This window comes from Alkalithermobacter paradoxus (assembly GCA_002029295.1).
Taxonomy (GTDB): Bacteria; Bacillota; Clostridia; order Peptostreptococcales; family Peptostreptococcaceae; genus Alkalithermobacter; species Alkalithermobacter paradoxus.
Window position 1 is genome coordinate 22,971 of the sequence record MZGW01000005.1, and the last position, 17,746, is coordinate 40,716.

The window sequence follows — 17,746 nt, forward strand, 5'->3', positions numbered from 1 at the left end:
GTAAGCCAAGGTTTTTTTAAGGGGGAATTTGCGTGGATCTTATTATTTCAATGGTTATTTCATTTCTTTCATTAATTTTTAGTATATATAGAGGAATTTTTATAGGATATCCTCTGATTTTAGTTTTTCTTATTTTCGCTTTTATGTCGTATAGGAGAGGTTTTTCCATTAAGGAAATAGTTACTATGTCGTATAGCGGTGGAAAGAAGGCTTTGATTGTTGTAAGAATATTTGTTTTGATAGGGGCTATAACTTCTATATGGATGGCATCAGGAACTGTTCCTTCTGTTGTATATTATGGAATAAAGCTTTTGAATCCTAATTTATTCATTTTGTATTCTTTCTTAATAAGCTGCCTTGTATCTTTTCTTCTTGGAACTTCATTTGGAACTGTAAGTACAGTAGGTATTTCTCTTATGATTATGGCTAGAAGTGGAAATATAAATGTAAATATTGTGGCTGGTGCTATAATGGCAGGTTCATACTTTGGAGATAGATGTTCTCCTATGTCATCAAGTGCTAATTTAGTTGCTCATATAACAGATACAAATCTTTATACAAATATAAAGAATATGTTTAGAACAGCTAGTATTCCATTTTTTATATCTGTTATTTTGTATTCTATAATTTCTATCAGAATGCCCCTTGATTTATCAAATAATAATACAAGTAGTGATATACTTAGTGTATTTAATATAAGCTTTATAACTTTGCTTCCTGCTACTATAATACTTTTGCTGTCTTTATTTAAAGTAGATGTTAAGCTATCTATGCTTATAAGTATATTAACGGCTTCTATTATAGCTATATTTGTTCAAGGTTACGATTTTGGTAGTGTTTTAAGGTATATTGTGTTTGGATACAAAATTGATATTGATACTCCACTTAGAGATATTATAAAAGGTGGGGGAGTTCTTTCTATGTGGAAAGTTATGCTAGTTGTATTTGTATCTTCGTGTATGGCAGGTATATTTGAAAAAACAGGTATTCTAAAAAATGTAGAAGATATATTAATGAAAACTAAGTCTAGAGCTAATATGTTTATCTTTACTGTAATAACTAGCATATTAACTGCAGGCTTTGGATGTAATCAAGCTATTGCAATAATTCTAACAAATCAACTTGTAAAGAAAGCCTATAGTGATAAGTATGAATTGTCAGTAGATATAGAAAATAGTGGTGTTGTAATAGCTCCCCTAATTCCTTGGAATATAGCTGGTTTAGTTCCTACTACTACTCTTATGGTTAGTAGCTTTGAATTCATACCGTATGCATTTTATTTATATCTAATTCCTATAGTAAATATAGTATATCTTAAATTTACTGAAACTCAAAAAAGGATTAAGCTAGCTTAATCCTTTTTTTATATTCTTTGCTATATCATTGGCAGCTTTCATACCAGTACTTAATGCCCCTTGCATCCAGCCGTGATTAGGAGATATATGTTCTCCTGCAAAAAATACTCTGTCATTGTACTCAGAAGATGCTGCGCTATAAGAGAATATTCTTTTTTGCTCAGGTGTAAATCTACAAAATGCACCTCTGAACCAAGGTTCTGTATCCCACTGTATAGTCTTGTAATCTTCAACTATATCATCTAAATATCCTCGTCTTTTTCCATTAACTTTTTCAACTTGCCTTTTTATTTCTTCAAATCGTATATTATCCTCTAAACTTCCTAATCTTGTTGACTCTAAATTGAAATTGTATGAAGCTAATAAAACTCCACGATCTTTATTAAAGTCTGAAGGATACCATATAGATGCTATAGGTAAATCAGTATATGACCCTCCTCCTTTTATGCCGTCTTCTTCCCAAAACCTTCTATTACAAAGAAATAGTGTCTTTTGGGAGTTTGAGTAATTAAGCTCTCTTATAGCCTGCATTTTTCTATTAGTAAATGAAGGATATATCTCTACAGCTCTGAGTGCAGAAAATGGAATAGCACATACTACATAATCAAATTCTTCTTGAAACTCTGATGATGTTTTGTCTTTGAACTTTAATATAACTTTATTGTGTTTATTTGATCTATAAATTCCGCTTACATAATTGCCGAGTTTGAATTTTACTTTTCCTATATTTTTAATAGAGTTATCATATTCCTTTGGATTTTGAGAACTTAAAGATTTATAAAAAGCATTAGGAAGATGTGAAAAACCTCCTATTATCTCATAAAGGTAGCTAAAGTATAGTGGATATTCCTCTTCTAGAACTTCCATATAATTAATATAATAAAATGATCCTGCCAAAGGCATAAGTCTTCCTAAAAGATCTATTGCTTCTTGACTTAGTCCCGATAATTCAAGGACTTGACGTATATTTAATTTATCCCAATATAAAATTTGAGGATTGTATTTTTCTCTTATCCTCAATATATCTTTTCTGTTTTGAGGATATATGCTATATAATGGCTTTACAAGACCATGCTCTGCAAGCTCCATCCAAGGAGTATTTCTTTCCCACTCTCTAAGATTAAATTGAGGATATATTTTTTCCATTACATTTTTACCTTTAGGGTCATTTTTTACTCTAGTATCTCTTACATATATATATGCATTTTCATTGTATTGTATAAACGGGCGTGTATTAAGATTAAATAAATTTATATAATGCCATGTAACATCATGACTTATAGGAATACGCATAGGGCCTAATTCTCCATAGTATTTTTTATCTTTATCAAAATAGTGAGTATATACCCTTCCCCCTACTCTATCTTCTATTGGATCAAATATAGTTATATCACATCCTAATTTTCTAAGCTCAAACGCAGAGGAAAGGCCAGCAAGACCTGCCCCTATTATTCCTATTTTTATATCCTTAAACTCACCTTCTTTTGCTATACTTGTAATGTCTTCAGGCACTCCTAATAATTTTATGATATTCTCATAATCTTCTAATCTATCCACTTCTTTAAGTGAGTTTCTGAGTAATTTATGCCTCTCATCTTTTGTTGGATTTAATGGTTGTAAATATTGTCTCATTATTTTCCAACTCCTCAATATTATCTTCAAATAATATATAATGCTTTCATGTTTTTTCTTTTCATAACTACCACCCCTCACGGTAACATGAAAAAAAATACACTTTTTTTAGTATACGCATGAAAAAGTGTATTTGTGAAATCACTTATTAAATTTTTACCAGCTACAACATATACCTATTCCTTTAGGTCCAAATTGCGCCCCTAGAACTGGCCCTACTTCATCTATGTTTATCACTGCGTTTGAAAATTTTTCTTTTAGTACTTCTTTTATTCTAAATGCTTCTTCAAAGCTAAGTATGTGACACACACTTATCTTCTTTACATTATCAGGTATATTATTTATCATAAATTCTATAGCTTTTTTCTTTCCTCTTGCTTTTCCTATTGGGAGTATATATCCATTTTCTACTCCTATAATAGGTTTTATATTCAATATAGAACCTATTACTACTTTAGACGGAGATAATCTTCCACCTTTTTTGAGATATTCTAAGGTTTCGAACGTCATTTGAACGCTCATATTCTTTTTTTCTTTATTTATTATATCTACTATATCTTTTCTACATTTTCCTAAATTTGATAGCTCTTTTGCTCTTTCTACTAATATTCTAAGATTTGGACCTGAAGTTTGAGAATCTATTACAGATATCTTGTCTTTATCAACCATACCAGCAGCAAGTATTGCATTATTATAAGTTCCACTTGCTTTTTCCGATACTACTATAGTTATTATTTCTTTTCCTTCTTTTATAGCTTTTTCAAAAGCATTAACAAAAGCTCCTGTTGAAGGTTGAGATGTCTTTGGAAATTCAGTTGACTCTTTGAGTTTTTTAAAGAAATCTTCAAACTCCCCTGGATATCCTTCTTCCATAACTTCATTATTAAACGATACCGTAAGTTGAACTACATCTATATCATGCTCTTTAGCGTACTCTTTTGGTATATAAGCTGTACTATCAGTTATTATTTTAATGGCCATACTAAGACCTCCTTCCTATATAATCTCATAGTAACAGAACGCTTCATCTCTTACAAGATTTTTGTCGTGTTTCATAAAAATACCTTTTAAAATGTCGAAGAATTATTGCTACTAATATTTAAGTATATTTCAATTAAGGTAAAGTATTCTAAAAAAGCTATAGAAATCTAGATTTCTATAGCTTAGGTAAATTGATTAAATATAGGTATTATATACGGTTTTCCAGTTGATGGATTTTTTATCATACTAACTTTCATGTTATATACGCTCTTTATATTCTCCTCAGTTAATACTTTTTCTGGAGTTCCTTTTGATACTATCTTTCCTTTGTTGAGTAATAATATTTCATCACTATAAGCACTAGCAAGATTAAGATCGTGAAGTATTGCTACAACTGTTAAATCATTTTCTTTATTTAATCTCTTTATTGTATCTAGTATTTCTACTTGATTGTGTATATCAAGATTAGAAATTGGTTCATCTAAAAGTATTATATCCGTACTTTGAGCTATAGCTCTTGCTATTATAGCCCTTTGCCTTTCTCCACCACTTATTTGATTTATCTTTTTATCTTTAAGATGCCATGTATTAGTCATTTCCATAGCTTTCTTAGCTATTTGTATATCTCCATTTGTTTCATCTTGAAATCTCCTAAGGTACGGAGTTCTTCCCATTAATACTACATCCATAACAGAAAAATCAAATTCAACTATTGTATTTTGAGGAACGCAAGATATTCTTTTAGATATATCTTTGCTGCTTAGCTTTGATATATCTTTATTTTCTATAAATATCGAATTTCTTGGAACTTCTAAAGCCTTTGATATATTTCTAAATAGTGTTGTCTTTCCCGATCCATTAGGCCCTATTATACTATAGAATTTTCCTTTTTCTATTTGTATATCTATGTTGTCTAATATTTTTTCATTTCCGAAACTCCAATTCAGGTTATTTACTTTTATTTTTGTAAGCATTTATATCACCTGCTTTTTACTTTTTATGAGAAGATATATAAAGTATGGTGCTCCAAATAAAGATGTTATTGCTCCTACAGGTATTTCTGTAGGTGGTATTAATGTTCTTGCTAGTGTGTCAGATATTATCATAAATATTGCTCCACCTAATGCACTAAAAGGTATTAACACTCTATGGTCTGGACCTAATAATAATCTTATTGTATGAGGTATTATAAGTCCAACAAATCCTATTACGCCACTAACAGACACTGTTGCTGCTACTATTATTGATGTTAAAAAAAGTAACGTCTTTTTTAATTTCTCAACTTCAACTCCTAAGCTTCTAGCACTTTCATCACCCATAAGGAATATATTCAAATCTCTAGCAAAGAACGCTATAATAAATGATCCTATTGTTACAAATGGAAACACAGTTATAACATGATTCCAACTAGCTGCCGATATACTTCCCATTATCCAAAATACTATTTTATCTACTTGCTGTCTATTAAATATCATTATTATAGATATTATAGATGAAAGCAAAAAGCTCAAGGTTACACCAGCAAGAAGTAATGTAACTACAGGTACTTTATTTCCTACTCTGGCTATGTTATAAACTATAAATCCTGCTGTAATAGCCCCTACAAATGCCATAATAGTTACGCCGCTAAGTCCTAATAATGAAGATTGTATCCCTAGTACTATAGCAATTGTTGCACCTAGTGCAGCTCCTGACGATATCCCAAGTACATATGGGTCTGCCATAGGGTTTTTGAACATTCCTTGAAATGCAGCTCCTGATACAGAAAGTCCTATACCTACTAGTGATGATAATATTATTCTAGGTAGCCTTATATTAAATATTATTGTTACATGATTACTTCTTATATTTTCTAGAGAAATAAAGTTCTCTATTATAGGTAATCTACTTCCCAGTATAGAAATAGCCTGCTTTAAAGATATATCTGCTACCCCTAGTGTGCTAGATGCTATTATTAAAAATAAAAGTATTGCTAGGCATATAGTGAATAATATTTTGTAGTATTTTTTTTTCTGTATGTAAGCCATATAATTTCCTCTTTTCTCTGAAAAAAGGAATCCTTAAGGATTCCTCTTATTTAAAATAAGTCTGGGTGAATAATTTTAGCTAGTTTATAAAGTCCATCTGCAAGTCTTGGTCCTTGTCTATCAAGTAAATTATTGTCTATTTCAAATAATCTATCTTCTTTAACTGCTGTAAGCTCTTTGTATCCGTTAGCTTCTTGTATTCCTTTTTTAGTATCAAAATGCTCTGAACATATTAACATATCTGGATCATGTTCTAAAAGCCTCTCTATACTATATTGCCATCCTTCAACGTCATTTGCAACATTTTCTCCACCAGCCATTTCTATTATCTGGCTTATAAACGTTCCTTTGCCAGCTGTATAATCTCCGTATTCTCCAAATCCTACTACATAATATACTCTTGGTTTTTCCTTATCTTTAACTTTATTTACTACATAATCAACAGTTTCTTTCATTGAATTTATTACTTCATTTGCTTTATCTTCTTTATTTAAAACAGTTCCTAATTTTGTTATAACTTCATATACTCCTTCAAAACTCTCTGGTCCATATAAAACTAAAACTTTAATATCAGCTTCTTCAAGCTTTTCTAAAACCTCTTTCTTAAAGTGAGTAGATGCTATAACTAAATCTGGATTTAGTTCTACTATTTTTTCTATGTTTGGCTCTGTAAGGCTTCCTATAGATTCTATATTACTTACATTCTCTGGATAATCACAAAAATCTGTTCTTCCTATCAACTTATCTTGTGCTTCAAGTGCAAATATAGTTTCTGTTATGCTTGGTGCTATAGATATTATAGTATTGGGCTCTGATTCTAATATAACTTCTCTTTCATATGAATCTACTATTGTCATTGGATATTTTGAAGATGATTCTTCTTTATTTTCATTTTTATCTTCTACTTGAGAACATCCCACTAACGCAAATATTATTAATATCGATAATATGCTACTTATAATTTTTTTCATTCTTTCTCCTCCTATCATTTGTGCATAAAAAAAATCACACCGAGAGTGTGAAAATGTAATGTTCCTTTATATTTTCTCATCCTCCCTCCGAAGATTTAAAGTTAATATACATATGGCAGGTTTCCTGACTTATGGATCATCTTACTCTCCAGCCTTCTCGGTTTCCCAATGGCTTTATTGGATTTCATTCCCATTTACAGTAGCGGGGGCTGTAGTGGATTCTAACCACTTTCCCTTTTAACCCTTTAGGGCACCACATGCTATACTATTAAATTTTTGAATGTTGTCAATTTTTATTATATCAGACTTTTATTTTTTTACCATATATTTTTAAATATTCGTTAAATTTTTGAGTATAATCTTTGTTTTTTCTTTCAATTTTTCATATTCATCATTATCTGGATTTTTTGTTCCGTACCTTATTTCTTCGTACAAGTTTGTAATCCATTTTATATCATTCATATTATCTGGAACTAACATATTAAGTGTTTCTTCTATCTTTTTAGTAGTGTAATTATCCTTTAATAACTCTTTCTTAGATAGTATTTTTATTATCTTAGAGTATTCATATCTAGATTTTTCTTTAGTACTTGCAGTAATAGGTATAAATATTTTATTTAATTTATGTTTTAAGTTATCTTTTACAGAGTTTATGTTTGAATTAACCTTTTCTTTTATATTTTCAATATCAAAACAAAGCTCCCTACTTTCTACAAACTCTACTTCTTCATCTTTGTATATATTCTGAATAAATTTCATTATATAATAAAAAATTACTAAAGCTAATATTATCAAAACTACGATAATTATGATGTTTAATATTAGCGTCCCCATTTGTGACTTTTCATAAATTATTATATTTTCACTATTATATATCTCCTGTGGTTCACTTCTCTGTATATCTGCTCTAAATTCTAGAAAGAAAAATATCTTCTCAGAGATGTATATTATTGCATCCATAAATAAATATTTAAGATATCCTAAAATAATCCTAAATATACCTACAAATAGATTGTATATTGATTTAAGCCCTTGACTTAGAGCTGATCTACTATAAAATGAAAGGATTATAACTGTAGATACAAATAATGCATCTATAATTTGATTATTTTTATTTGTTTTATATTTTCTATGTTTAAGTATACTTAATAAAATCAGCCCAGATACTATATATAACATACTTATATAATTTAAGTTATATACATTGCCTTTTCCAAACATATTTATAAAAATATTTATAATTATCAAAGCCACTGTGTGGGCATTTAATTTTGTAATTGAGTATATATGATCTATCTCAGTATAAAAGCTTTTAACAGATAAAAACCAAAGTATATAAAGTATAAAGGATAAAACTGTTCTTTGAGTTAAACTTGCTTCTACAAAGAAGAAACTAATAAATGCACTTAACATAAGTCCTATCAGAGGATTTATATATTTATTTTTATTGTTAATTTTTAATGTCCATATACTTACAAATGCCACAATAAAAAAATATATTATACCTACACGCTCTAAATTCATATTTAAAAATACATTTATAAATATAAATATTATGTAATAGATTAAGGTTTGATTAATAATAGACAAAGCTCTAGTAAATTTATCTGATTTCAATTTATTCATCCTCACCCCTGTACCAAAATAATTTAACATTATTAGGTATGTATTCAATTTCTTCTTTACCTACAGATATAATAGAGAATTGTAGATTATCAAATTGTAAAATATTATTTAACATACCTTCGCTTACTTTATTCGTTACTATTAATATTTCATACATAACATTCCCACTTTGTTTAACTCTTTCTAATATATCATTCAAAGGGTATTTCTTATATTCGCTTATCTTTGCACATTGTGTAAGTATCTGTGAAATTTGATTTTGACTTGCACTTGGCTCTACAAATGTGTATTCTTCATTGCCTTTGCAAAGTGCATTAGTAGTAAATCCAACTGGTATTCCTTCATTTATTAGATCTACACATATTGATGCTGCTAATTCTATTCCACTTTCAATATTTTTTATATCTTCATCAGTTATTAAGTACTCGTGAATGTCTAAATTATATATAAGCATTATTTTCTTGTCACATGTGTATTCATACGTATTAACTTTTAACTCTTGAGTTTTAGCTGTTGCTTTCCAATTTATCCTTTTTAGAGAGTCAGTATTAGTATAATCTCTTATTCCAGATATCATCATAGGATCATCTATTATCCATCTTTTAACTACACTATCCCCTTGAAGTGTATTAAGAGAAGCTATTTTATTTTTTATATCTATTATTTTAGGGTATACAGTTAATTTACCATGTGAATTTATCGTACTTGTATATTCTTCAGATCCAAATAAATCACTAGATGTTAATTTTACTCCTTGTGATAATTCGTAGTAACCCCTTTTAACAGATTGTATAGTATATTTTCTTTTTACATTTTCAAAAGGCATGATGGAAAATATATTTTCAAACTCTATATTCTCAAACAGTTTTTCTTCGCTTTTGATATATGTAATAGGAAGAATCTTATTATTTTTTATGCTAAATTCATACGTAACACATTCTCCCGCAAATACGGCATATTCTTTAAATTTCCTATCTATATGTACATTTTTGAATATATATTTCGAGTAGAGGTGTTTTTGTAGATATACAAATACGAATATAGCTATAACAAACCATATTTCAATCATTGTTATCACCTTAAATTCTTTCTAAGGGTATTTGTATTTTACTAACTATTTCTTGTATCAAAGAAAATGAATCTAGTCCCTTATACCTTACTGATGACTTTAGAGATATTCTATGAGAAAGAACGTATGGAGATAAATATATGATATCATCAGGAGTTACATACGTTCGCCCATTTATATATGCGTATGCTTTAGCACCCTTATACAAAGATATGCTTCCTCTAGGACTTACTCCTAAATCTATATATTCATTGTTTCTTGTAGAGTTTACTATATCTAAAATATAATTACTTACATCATCACTTAAAAATACATCTTCGTATTCAGATTGCATTTTTATTATTTCATCTTTAGTACATATAGGGTTTGTATTCTTATTTGATTTATTTCTAGATAGTTCTAAAATCTTAAATTCTTCATTTTTTTGTGGATATCCCATTCTTATTTTCATAAAAAATCTGTCCAGCTGTGCTTCTGGTAAAGGAAATGTTCCATGCGTTTCTATTGGATTTTGGGTTGCTATAACCATAAATAGCTTATCAAGATTATATGTATGTCCATCAACAGTAACTTGCTTTTCTTCCATACATTCTAAAAGACTTGATTGAGTCCTTGGTGTTGCTCTATTAAGTTCATCTGCTAATAATATATTAGTAAATACAGGTCCTTTTCTAAATTCAAAGTCGGATATTTTCTGATTATAGAAATTTATACCCGTCAGATCAGTTGGCAAAAGATCAGGAGTGAACTGTATTCTCTTAAAAGTACAATCTATTGAGTTGGATAGTGCTTTTGCTAAGCTTGTTTTTCCAACTCCAGGAACATCCTCAAGAAGAACATGTCCTCCATTTATTAAAGAAACTAATAATAGGTCAATTATTTCTTCTTTTCCTACTATTACTTCATTTATGCTACTTTTTATAGAATCTATTATTTCTTTGCTACTTTTCATAAATACTCCCCCTTAAATGATATACAATTTTATTATAATATTAAATTTCAGAAAATTGGTATATTTTTTAATTTATCTTACTTTCAATTAAATCTATATATTTTTTTGTTTCATCATTAATAGGGACATTACTATACCAATTTTTATCATGATTTACATTATTGAAGTATTTAGACTTTATTATAAGTTCTGGTCTATATTCAAAGTGAAGTATATCAAAATATCCCCATTTTCCTCCCCATATAAAGTTGTTTTTCTCAAATATCCTAACTATTTCTCTTGAATACGTATCTAGCCTACTTTGTCCTTGTTCTCTAGTAGCCCATTTCCAATAATCCCTATTATCTCTTGCAAGATCTATAGCTATTCCAAATGAGTGAGGACTTAATCTATTAGTTCCTGCTATATATCTATAATTGAATGTTCCACTTATAGGATATAGACAGGCTCTTACATTCTGAACATTTTGTGCAAGCAAAGAGGCTTCTTTCATAGCAGATTCTAGTGATTGTGCAGCTTTATTTTTGCTATTGAATGGATACGCTTTATATCCTGCTTTTGCATTTACAATATTTGATTCTATTTCAGCTTTAGAAGCTCCATATACTTCCTTTAATAAAGGATATACTCTTATTCTTCCTGGATTAACATTTTGAGGTAGCAACTGCTTTATATCAGAAAGCGGATAAATCTCCTCCATCATATCTTGAATGTCTGGGTTATTCAGCTTTTCTGACTCTCCTTTTTGTCTTTTATCATCATATATTATCTTGTTTCCGGATTTCATAACTAGATATACATTACCGTCCTTTACTTCTATATCTGTTACATACTCTGGATATGCCATCATTACTGAAAAAATATCTTGTTTCATGATAGTAGTGTACTTTTCATTATCTATAATATTATTCATAGTTTCTCTGGCAAAACACCCTGTAAATAAAAATAAGCAAATTATAAAAATACTGATTTTTTTCATATTTTCTCTCCTTTACTTATTCATGATTTGTTTTAGTTTTGCCACCCAAATAAGATTATATATTTTAAAAATATTGGAATTTTAATTATATGAAAGAATATACATTTATTAATAAATTTATGAAATGGGGGATTTTAAAGATGCTTTACTATTGTATGGATTGTAAAAGGGTATTTAATAACTCTAGTGAATGTACATACTGCAGTTGTAATAATGTTAAAAAATTAAATCAAAATGCTCCAGTGAATGTTATAGGAAGCAAAATCAAGGGAAGAATTTTGAAAGCTAAAAGCGATAATGTTAGACTTATTTATGTAGATTCACATAAAAACACAATTATCAAAGACTTTGATGTAGATAAAATCAGAAAAATATTATAAGCCATAGAAATTCTATGGCTTTACTTAAAGTATAAAAATTCATTTTCTTCTAGATATATTTTTCTAGAGTTTATTCCGTATGAACTTTTTATGTTTGATTGATTTATTATATCTTTTGATAATCCTTTAGATACCGAGCCATTTATAAACATTAAAGTTTCATCAGAATAGGATAGTGCTAAATTTGGATCATGCAAAGTCATTATGCACGTCTTATTTAGTGTCTTTTGCAAATTCTTTATGATTTTCATAACTATTATTTGATTTTTTATATCTAAATAAGATGTAGGTTCATCTAATACTATTATATCTGTCTCTTGACATAATGCTCTTGCTATAAATACTAATTGTCTTTGTCCTCCACTTATCTGAGTATAAGGAATATCCTCTAAATGAGAAATTCCAACTAATTCGATATATTTTTTTGAAATTTTATAATCTTCTTTGCTTGGGATATTGTTTATATGAGCTGTTCTTCCTCCTACAACTATATCTTTAACAGTGTATGGAAAAGATAAACTGTATATCTGTGGAACGAAAGCTATAATTTTTGCTAATTCTCTTATTTTGTACTTTCTTATATCTACTCCATTTATCAGTATTTGTCCTTTTATATCTACATTTCCTTGTAAAGACGATAGTAATGTTGTTTTTCCACATCCATTCGGTCCTAAAATAGACGTTATTTTTCCTCTTTCAATACAAAAATTTAGGTCTTTTAGTATCTCCTTTTTTCCGTAAGATAATTTTACATCTTTGAAAGTAATCATTGCCATCCACCTAGCTTTGTTTTTCTTAAAAGATATATAAAAAATGGTACCCCTATAAGGGTAGTAAATATTCCTACAGGTATTTCATATGATGCTATATTTCTAGATATTGTATCTACTAATACTAAAAATGCTCCTCCAAATGATATAACTGACGGAATAAGAAATCTATTATCAGGCCCAATTATCATTCTTACTATATGAGGTATCATAAGTCCAACTAGTCCTATTATACCACTTACAGATACTGCTGAAGATGCGAGCATTGTAGCTCCGATTATAACTATTAACTTTTCTTTTTGTGGATTTAGTCCGAGACTTTTACATTCTTTATCTCCAAGTGATAGTATATTTAGCTTCCATCTTTTGTTTAATAATATAGTTATCCCAATAATCATAAAAGGCAAAGATGAATATATTTTATCCCAGGTAGCTGTATGAAGACTTCCCATCATCCAATATACTATACTTTGTAATTTAAGTGGATCTGCAAAAATCTGAAGGACTGATAACATAGATGTAAAAAGAGCTGAAATCATTATTCCTGATAATATAAGAGATATATGAGATACTTCATTATCTTTATATGCTATAAAGTAGGCAGATCCAACTGCTATAAGTCCGAATATAAAGGCTGCTATTTGTGATGATATTGGAAGATAAATAAGAGCTAAAGCAGCCCCAAAGGCTGCTCCTGATCCTAATCCAAGTACATAAGAATCGACTAATGGATTATGGAATATAGCCTGAAAAGCTGCTCCAGAAGTTGAAAATGCCATTCCTGATAAAAATGCCAGTAAAATTCTAGGTAGTCTAACTTGAAACAAAATTATATGCCCCTGTATTTGAGTATCTGCTATATTATTAGTTATTTTAGACCAAAATAAATGAGTTATTTGATTAAATGTCAAAGAGTACGCCCCTAGCATAAGAGCTATTAGTATTATTGGAATCGGAGATATAATCAACAATAAATACTTAAATCTAGAAAATTTCAATTTATATCCTCCATCTAAAAATCAAAATTATAAAGTTTATTTAGCATTGTATCTTTTTCTACATCAAGATCTATATCTTTAAATAGATTTGGATATAGCCATTTTGCAGTAGCTTTAACTGAATATTGATATTTTACAGTCCAAAGATCACAGTAATAAAAGTTCGGTAGCATAAATACTCTATTATCCTTTACAGCATTTATAGACTTTAACTGAGGAGAATTTATTAAATCATCTGTAGATAAATTTTTAGAATACCACATTATTATACTATCTGGGTTCCAAGATATTAACTCTTCCATATTTGCTATTGGATGCTCTGCATTTATATCTTTTGCAACGTTTATTCCACCAGCTGAAACTATAATATCATTACCTGTGCTATCTCCTCCTGCTATATCTAAAACGGTAGGACCCCATACAAATAATCCAGTTTGCTTATCTTCTTCTTTTATATCTTTAACTATATTCTCTATCTCTTGTAATTCACTTCTAGTGTAATCTATAATTTCTTTTGCTCTTTCATCTTTTCCTGTAATTTTCCCTAGATCCTCAACCATCTTGAAAGTTTGATCAAATGAATTTATTTGAACTCCGTACACCTTTATACCAGCTTGCTCAAGTGGTTTTATATCTTCATGTTCTGCCCATATTATAACTATATCTGGGTTTAGAGAAATAATTTTTTCTATATTTCCAGTAACTGCTGGAACTTCTTCACTTTCAAATCTTGTATCTATTTTCTTTGTATATTCAAATCCTGGACTATCGTATGTCCATTTATCTACTGCTATAACTTCATCTTTAACTCCTAGCATATGTAATGTAGTAAGACCACTATCTAACATTGCAGCAATTCTTTGTGCAGGTTTTTCTAGCACTATTTCTTTTCCTCTAAAGTCTACAACCTTTATTTGATTTTCTGTATGTTCATCAGATTTAGATACTTGATTTTGGCAACCTGAAATGATAAGAATGCTCAATATGAGCATTAAAGCTATTATTCTCTTCATAGCATTTTCCTCCTATTTTCTCATTAGAATCATACCTATAACACTTAGTACAATTCCTATAATATTTTTTATAGATATACTTTCTTTAAATATAGTTATACCTATGAAAGTAAGTATTACAGCAGATATAATATTAGCAAATAACGCTGCGGTATTTATATTCCATCCACTTCTATAAACAAACAAAAAACCTATCTCCAATGTAAAAATTACAATTCCTAGTGTATAACTTGCCCAATTTAACTCTTTGAAAGAAGTTATAGCACTTTCTTTGCCAAATATAAATAGTGAAACAAGTGAAAAAAGTAGTGCAATTGCGTATGTTACGCTCATAGATGCCATTGGAATCACATTGGGATTTATTAACTTCTGTGAAACGTGATATAACACTGTTCCTAATATAACAACCAGCATGGATGTATAAAACATGTACTCCTCCTTGTTATGATTTAATTTTGTGAATACTATAATATTATAATATAAGTTTATATTATGTGTATATTAGAAAAAGCTCTATCCATAATGGATAGAGCCTTTTCTCCTGGCAAAATCTACAAATTTAAACTTATCAGGTCTATGTCTTGATTCACTATACTGAAATAAACTTGTATCATCTAAGTATGTGTAGCTCTTAACTACAGCTACCATACTATAATCTTTTAAATCTAAATATTTCTTGTCCTCATCTGTTGCTGCTTCTACTGTAATTTCTTTCTTTGCGAAACTTATCTTCAAATTTAGTTCATTTTCTATATATTCATATATAGATTTTTCACATATTTCTTTTGTTAGACATGGAACGAAATTATGAACTATATAGTCTTTGTCTAATATAATTCTTTTATTTCCTATTTTCCTTGATCTAACTACTTTCCATACTTTATCTTTTTTTGTTATATTCAATTGCTTACTTATAAACGCATCTGGCTGTATCAATTCTAATTCATTTACAATTGTTTCAGATTTTAAATTCATCCTTTGAGATAATTCCTTAAAGCTTATTATACCACTTATAGGGAAATCAAATTTATTTATATCCAGTACAAAAGATCCCTTTCCTTTTATTTTCTGAATATATCCATCTTGTTCTAGCAAATTTAGTGCTTTTCTTATTGTATCTCTAGATACATTGTACTCTTTCATATATTCATTTTCAGAAAGTAGTTTTGAATCTCGAGATAATTCACCATTTTCTATTTTTCTTACTATTTCATTATAAATACTTAAGTATTTTGAATTCATTCTTTATCACCTTAGAATATTTTAGCAACTAAAATATTATTTTTCAAGGTAATAAACTATAGATTCATAAGGTCTTAATTTTATTTTATCAAACTTAGCTGGTGAGTCAGTGTAATTTGATATTAAAATAGATGATTTATATTCATTTAGTTTTATCGTATTTGGAAGATTAAAGTCCACTTCTTCTCCATAAAAGTTATTTATAACTAGTAACTTTTCGTGGTTATATTCTCTTACATAAGCGAATATATTTTCATCTTCCTCAAGTATCATCTTAAAACTTCCATAAGCTATAATATCGTATTCTTTTCTAAGGTTGATAAGCTTTTTATAATGGTAAAAAATAGAATTTTTATCTTTAATTGCATCCTGTGCATTGATTGATTTATAGTTTTTGCATACTGATATCCAAGGTTTTCCTTGTGTAAATCCTCCATTTATTTCATCACTCCACTGCATAGGGGTTCTCGAGTTATCTCTAGACTTATCATTAAGTATCTTAAGTATTTCTTCTTCAGGTACATTATTTTCTTTTAATATATTGTAATAGTTTATTGATTCTACGTCTTTATATTTGTCTATTGTATCATAGTATGCATTCGTCATTCCAAATTCTTCACCTTGATAAATATAAGGTGTTCCCCTTAACATGTGTATGCATGTTGCAAGCATCTTTGCAGATTCTTTATGGTATTTCTTATCATCTCCAAAGCGAGATACAACTCTAGGTTGATCATGATTGCACCAAAATACTGCACTCCACCCATTCCCTTTCTCTATTTCAGTCTGCCAGTAACTAAAAATCTCCTTTAATTTCTTAAAATCAAAATTCATAAGGCTCCATTTATCACCATCTTTATAGTCTACTTTCAAGTGGTGGAAATTAAATACCATAGATAATTCTTTTTCATTTGGATTTGAATACTTTATGCAGTTATCTACAGTAGTTGATGACATTTCTCCAACAGTTATTATATCTTCATACTTTCCAAAAGTTTCTTTATTTAGCTTCTTTAAGTATTCATGAATACGAGGTCCGTCTGTATAAAATCTTCTTCCATCTCCATCATTGTCATCTTCATAAACATCTGGTTTAGATATTAAATTTATAACATCTAATCTGAATCCCTTAACTCCTTTTCCTATCCAGAAATTTACTATATCGTATATTTCCTTTCTTACACTTTCATTCTCCCAATTAAGATCAGCCTGTGTCTTATCAAATAAGTGTAGATAATATTCATCAAACTTCTCTACATACTGCCAAGCTGAACCTCCAAACTTTGAAATCCAGTTGGTTGGTTCTTTTCCATCCTTAGATTTTTTGAATATATAGTAGTTTTTATATTTTTCATCTTCATTTAATGCTTTTTTGAACCATTCATGCTCTGTAGATGTATGGTTAAATACCATATCTAGCATTACGTCAATTCCCAGTTTATTAGCTTTATTAACCATTTCTTCAAAATCTTCCATAGTTCCAAAACTAGGATCTATATTATAATAATCAGCAACATCATATCCATTATCTTTCTGAGGTGAAACATAAAATGGAGTAAGCCATATATAGTCTACTCCTAACTCTTTTATATATTCTAATTTTTGAGTTACACCTTTCAAATCTCCTAATCCATCTCCATTAGAATCATTAAATGATTTTGGATATATTTGATATACTACACTTTTCTTAAAGTCCTTCATAATATCTACTCCTTTTACTAAGATGTCAAAACTTAAATAAAGGAGATTAA

At 28.9% G+C, this 17,746-nt stretch carries 17 protein-coding genes and 1 riboswitch; of the genes, 2 read left to right on the forward strand and 15 right to left on the reverse strand.

The window, feature by feature from the left end; translation table 11 throughout:
• Window positions 1-50: 50 nt before the first annotated feature.
• Window positions 51-1,355 (forward strand): Na+/H+ antiporter NhaC family protein, encoded by a 1,305-nt coding sequence (locus CLOTH_RS07160; protein ID WP_331722056.1) that lies wholly within the window; start codon window positions 51-53, stop codon window positions 1,353-1,355.
• Here the strand turns inward: CLOTH_RS07160 and CLOTH_RS07165 are convergent.
• From CLOTH_RS07165 to CLOTH_RS07205, 9 genes are all read right to left on the reverse strand, one after another.
• Window positions 1,347-2,987 carry a flavin monoamine oxidase family protein gene (locus tag CLOTH_RS07165; RefSeq protein ID WP_079412572.1) on the reverse strand — a complete coding sequence of 547 codons (1,641 nt, stop codon included), beginning with the start codon at window positions 2,985-2,987 and terminating at the stop codon, window positions 1,347-1,349. The two genes, CLOTH_RS07160 and CLOTH_RS07165, sit on opposite strands and share 9 nt — an antisense overlap.
• Window positions 2,988-3,143: 156 nt before the next feature.
• Complete coding sequence (locus tag CLOTH_RS07170; RefSeq protein ID WP_079412574.1) at window positions 3,144-3,968, reverse strand: DegV family protein; 825 nt, start codon at window positions 3,966-3,968, stop codon at window positions 3,144-3,146.
• 182 nt (window positions 3,969-4,150) lie between these two features.
• Window positions 4,151-4,942, reverse strand: coding sequence for an ABC transporter ATP-binding protein (locus CLOTH_RS07175; protein ID WP_079412587.1), 792 nt, complete (start codon window positions 4,940-4,942; stop codon window positions 4,151-4,153).
• Window positions 4,943-5,995, reverse strand: coding sequence for a FecCD family ABC transporter permease (locus CLOTH_RS07180; protein WP_079412589.1), 1,053 nt, complete (start codon window positions 5,993-5,995; stop codon window positions 4,943-4,945).
• Between the two features lie 50 nt (window positions 5,996-6,045).
• Window positions 6,046-6,966, reverse strand: coding sequence for an ABC transporter substrate-binding protein (locus tag CLOTH_RS07185; RefSeq protein WP_079412592.1), 921 nt, complete (start codon window positions 6,964-6,966; stop codon window positions 6,046-6,048).
• A gap of 98 nt (window positions 6,967-7,064) precedes the next feature.
• A riboswitch (cobalamin riboswitch) is annotated at window positions 7,065-7,239 on the reverse strand.
• Window positions 7,240-7,296: 57 nt separating this feature from the next.
• On the reverse strand, window positions 7,297-8,592 hold the full coding sequence (locus CLOTH_RS07190) for a hypothetical protein (RefSeq protein WP_079412594.1): 1,296 nt from the start codon (window positions 8,590-8,592) through the stop codon (window positions 7,297-7,299).
• A complete protein-coding gene (locus CLOTH_RS07195) occupies window positions 8,585-9,661 on the reverse strand; it encodes a DUF58 domain-containing protein (RefSeq protein ID WP_079412596.1) in 1,077 nt (358 codons plus the stop codon). Before CLOTH_RS07195 ends, CLOTH_RS07190 begins: the two co-directional genes overlap by 8 nt.
• A gap of 10 nt (window positions 9,662-9,671) precedes the next feature.
• On the reverse strand, window positions 9,672-10,613 hold the full coding sequence (locus CLOTH_RS07200) for an AAA family ATPase (protein ID WP_079412598.1): 942 nt from the start codon (window positions 10,611-10,613) through the stop codon (window positions 9,672-9,674).
• Window positions 10,614-10,680: 67 nt separating this feature from the next.
• Window positions 10,681-11,592 carry a M15 family metallopeptidase gene (locus CLOTH_RS07205; protein ID WP_079412600.1) on the reverse strand — a complete coding sequence of 304 codons (912 nt, stop codon included), beginning with the start codon at window positions 11,590-11,592 and terminating at the stop codon, window positions 10,681-10,683.
• A 140-nt stretch (window positions 11,593-11,732) separates the two neighbouring features.
• On the opposite strand from CLOTH_RS07205, the gene CLOTH_RS07210 reads away from it, so the two are divergent.
• Window positions 11,733-11,972 (forward strand): hypothetical protein, encoded by a 240-nt coding sequence (locus CLOTH_RS07210; RefSeq protein ID WP_331722052.1) that lies wholly within the window; start codon window positions 11,733-11,735, stop codon window positions 11,970-11,972.
• 20 nt (window positions 11,973-11,992) lie between these two features.
• Here the strand turns inward: CLOTH_RS07210 and CLOTH_RS07215 are convergent, their stop codons facing one another.
• The 6 genes from CLOTH_RS07215 to treC all read right to left on the reverse strand — a co-directional run bounded on the left by CLOTH_RS07215 (window position 11,993) and on the right by treC (window position 17,696).
• A complete protein-coding gene (locus CLOTH_RS07215; protein WP_158080484.1) occupies window positions 11,993-12,742 on the reverse strand; it encodes an ABC transporter ATP-binding protein in 750 nt (249 codons plus the stop codon).
• The gene (locus CLOTH_RS07220; RefSeq protein WP_331722053.1) at window positions 12,739-13,740 is read right to left on the reverse strand and encodes a FecCD family ABC transporter permease; all 1,002 of its coding nucleotides are present in this window, start codon (window positions 13,738-13,740) and stop codon (window positions 12,739-12,741) included. The genes CLOTH_RS07215 and CLOTH_RS07220 overlap by 4 nt, the downstream gene beginning before the upstream one ends.
• 14 nt (window positions 13,741-13,754) lie before the next feature.
• Window positions 13,755-14,753 carry an ABC transporter substrate-binding protein gene (locus CLOTH_RS07225; protein WP_079412604.1) on the reverse strand — a complete coding sequence of 333 codons (999 nt, stop codon included), beginning with the start codon at window positions 14,751-14,753 and terminating at the stop codon, window positions 13,755-13,757.
• A 12-nt stretch (window positions 14,754-14,765) separates the two neighbouring features.
• Window positions 14,766-15,182 (reverse strand): hypothetical protein, encoded by a 417-nt coding sequence (locus CLOTH_RS07230; RefSeq protein WP_079412606.1) that lies wholly within the window; start codon window positions 15,180-15,182, stop codon window positions 14,766-14,768.
• Between the two features lie 84 nt (window positions 15,183-15,266).
• On the reverse strand, window positions 15,267-15,995 hold the full coding sequence (gene treR / locus CLOTH_RS07235) for a trehalose operon repressor (RefSeq protein WP_079412608.1): 729 nt from the start codon (window positions 15,993-15,995) through the stop codon (window positions 15,267-15,269).
• Between the two features lie 36 nt (window positions 15,996-16,031).
• The gene (gene treC / locus CLOTH_RS07240) at window positions 16,032-17,696 is read right to left on the reverse strand and encodes an alpha,alpha-phosphotrehalase (protein ID WP_079412610.1); all 1,665 of its coding nucleotides are present in this window, start codon (window positions 17,694-17,696) and stop codon (window positions 16,032-16,034) included.
• Between the last annotated feature and the right edge of the window lie 50 nt (window positions 17,697-17,746).

What these genes read in the sequence shown, in the direction of transcription:
- CLOTH_RS07165 (WP_079412572.1), bottom strand. Translation starts at nt 2,987, where the DNA reads ATGAGACAATATTTACAACCATTAAATCCAACAAAAGATGAGAGGCAT.
- CLOTH_RS07210 (WP_331722052.1), top strand. Translation starts at nt 11,733, where the DNA reads ATGCTTTACTATTGTATGGATTGTAAAAGGGTATTTAATAACTCTAGT.
- CLOTH_RS07200 (WP_079412598.1), bottom strand. Translation starts at nt 10,613, where the DNA reads ATGAAAAGTAGCAAAGAAATAATAGATTCTATAAAAAGTAGCATAAAT.
- CLOTH_RS07230 (WP_079412606.1), bottom strand. Translation starts at nt 15,182, where the DNA reads ATGTTTTATACATCCATGCTGGTTGTTATATTAGGAACAGTGTTATAT.
- CLOTH_RS07170 (WP_079412574.1), bottom strand. Translation starts at nt 3,968, where the DNA reads ATGGCCATTAAAATAATAACTGATAGTACAGCTTATATACCAAAAGAG.
- treR (WP_079412608.1), bottom strand. Translation starts at nt 15,995, where the DNA reads ATGAATTCAAAATACTTAAGTATTTATAATGAAATAGTAAGAAAAATA.
- treC (WP_079412610.1), bottom strand. Translation starts at nt 17,696, where the DNA reads ATGAAGGACTTTAAGAAAAGTGTAGTATATCAAATATATCCAAAATCA.
- CLOTH_RS07225 (WP_079412604.1), bottom strand. Translation starts at nt 14,753, where the DNA reads ATGAAGAGAATAATAGCTTTAATGCTCATATTGAGCATTCTTATCATT.
- CLOTH_RS07195 (WP_079412596.1), bottom strand. Translation starts at nt 9,661, where the DNA reads ATGATTGAAATATGGTTTGTTATAGCTATATTCGTATTTGTATATCTA.
- CLOTH_RS07185 (WP_079412592.1), bottom strand. Translation starts at nt 6,966, where the DNA reads ATGAAAAAAATTATAAGTAGCATATTATCGATATTAATAATATTTGCG.
- CLOTH_RS07160 (WP_331722056.1), top strand. Translation starts at nt 51, where the DNA reads ATGGTTATTTCATTTCTTTCATTAATTTTTAGTATATATAGAGGAATT.
- CLOTH_RS07175 (WP_079412587.1), bottom strand. Translation starts at nt 4,942, where the DNA reads ATGCTTACAAAAATAAAAGTAAATAACCTGAATTGGAGTTTCGGAAAT.
- CLOTH_RS07180 (WP_079412589.1), bottom strand. Translation starts at nt 5,995, where the DNA reads ATGGCTTACATACAGAAAAAAAAATACTACAAAATATTATTCACTATA.
- CLOTH_RS07205 (WP_079412600.1), bottom strand. Translation starts at nt 11,592, where the DNA reads ATGAAAAAAATCAGTATTTTTATAATTTGCTTATTTTTATTTACAGGG.
- CLOTH_RS07190 (WP_079412594.1), bottom strand. Translation starts at nt 8,592, where the DNA reads ATGAATAAATTGAAATCAGATAAATTTACTAGAGCTTTGTCTATTATT.
- CLOTH_RS07215 (WP_158080484.1), bottom strand. Translation starts at nt 12,742, where the DNA reads ATGATTACTTTCAAAGATGTAAAATTATCTTACGGAAAAAAGGAGATA.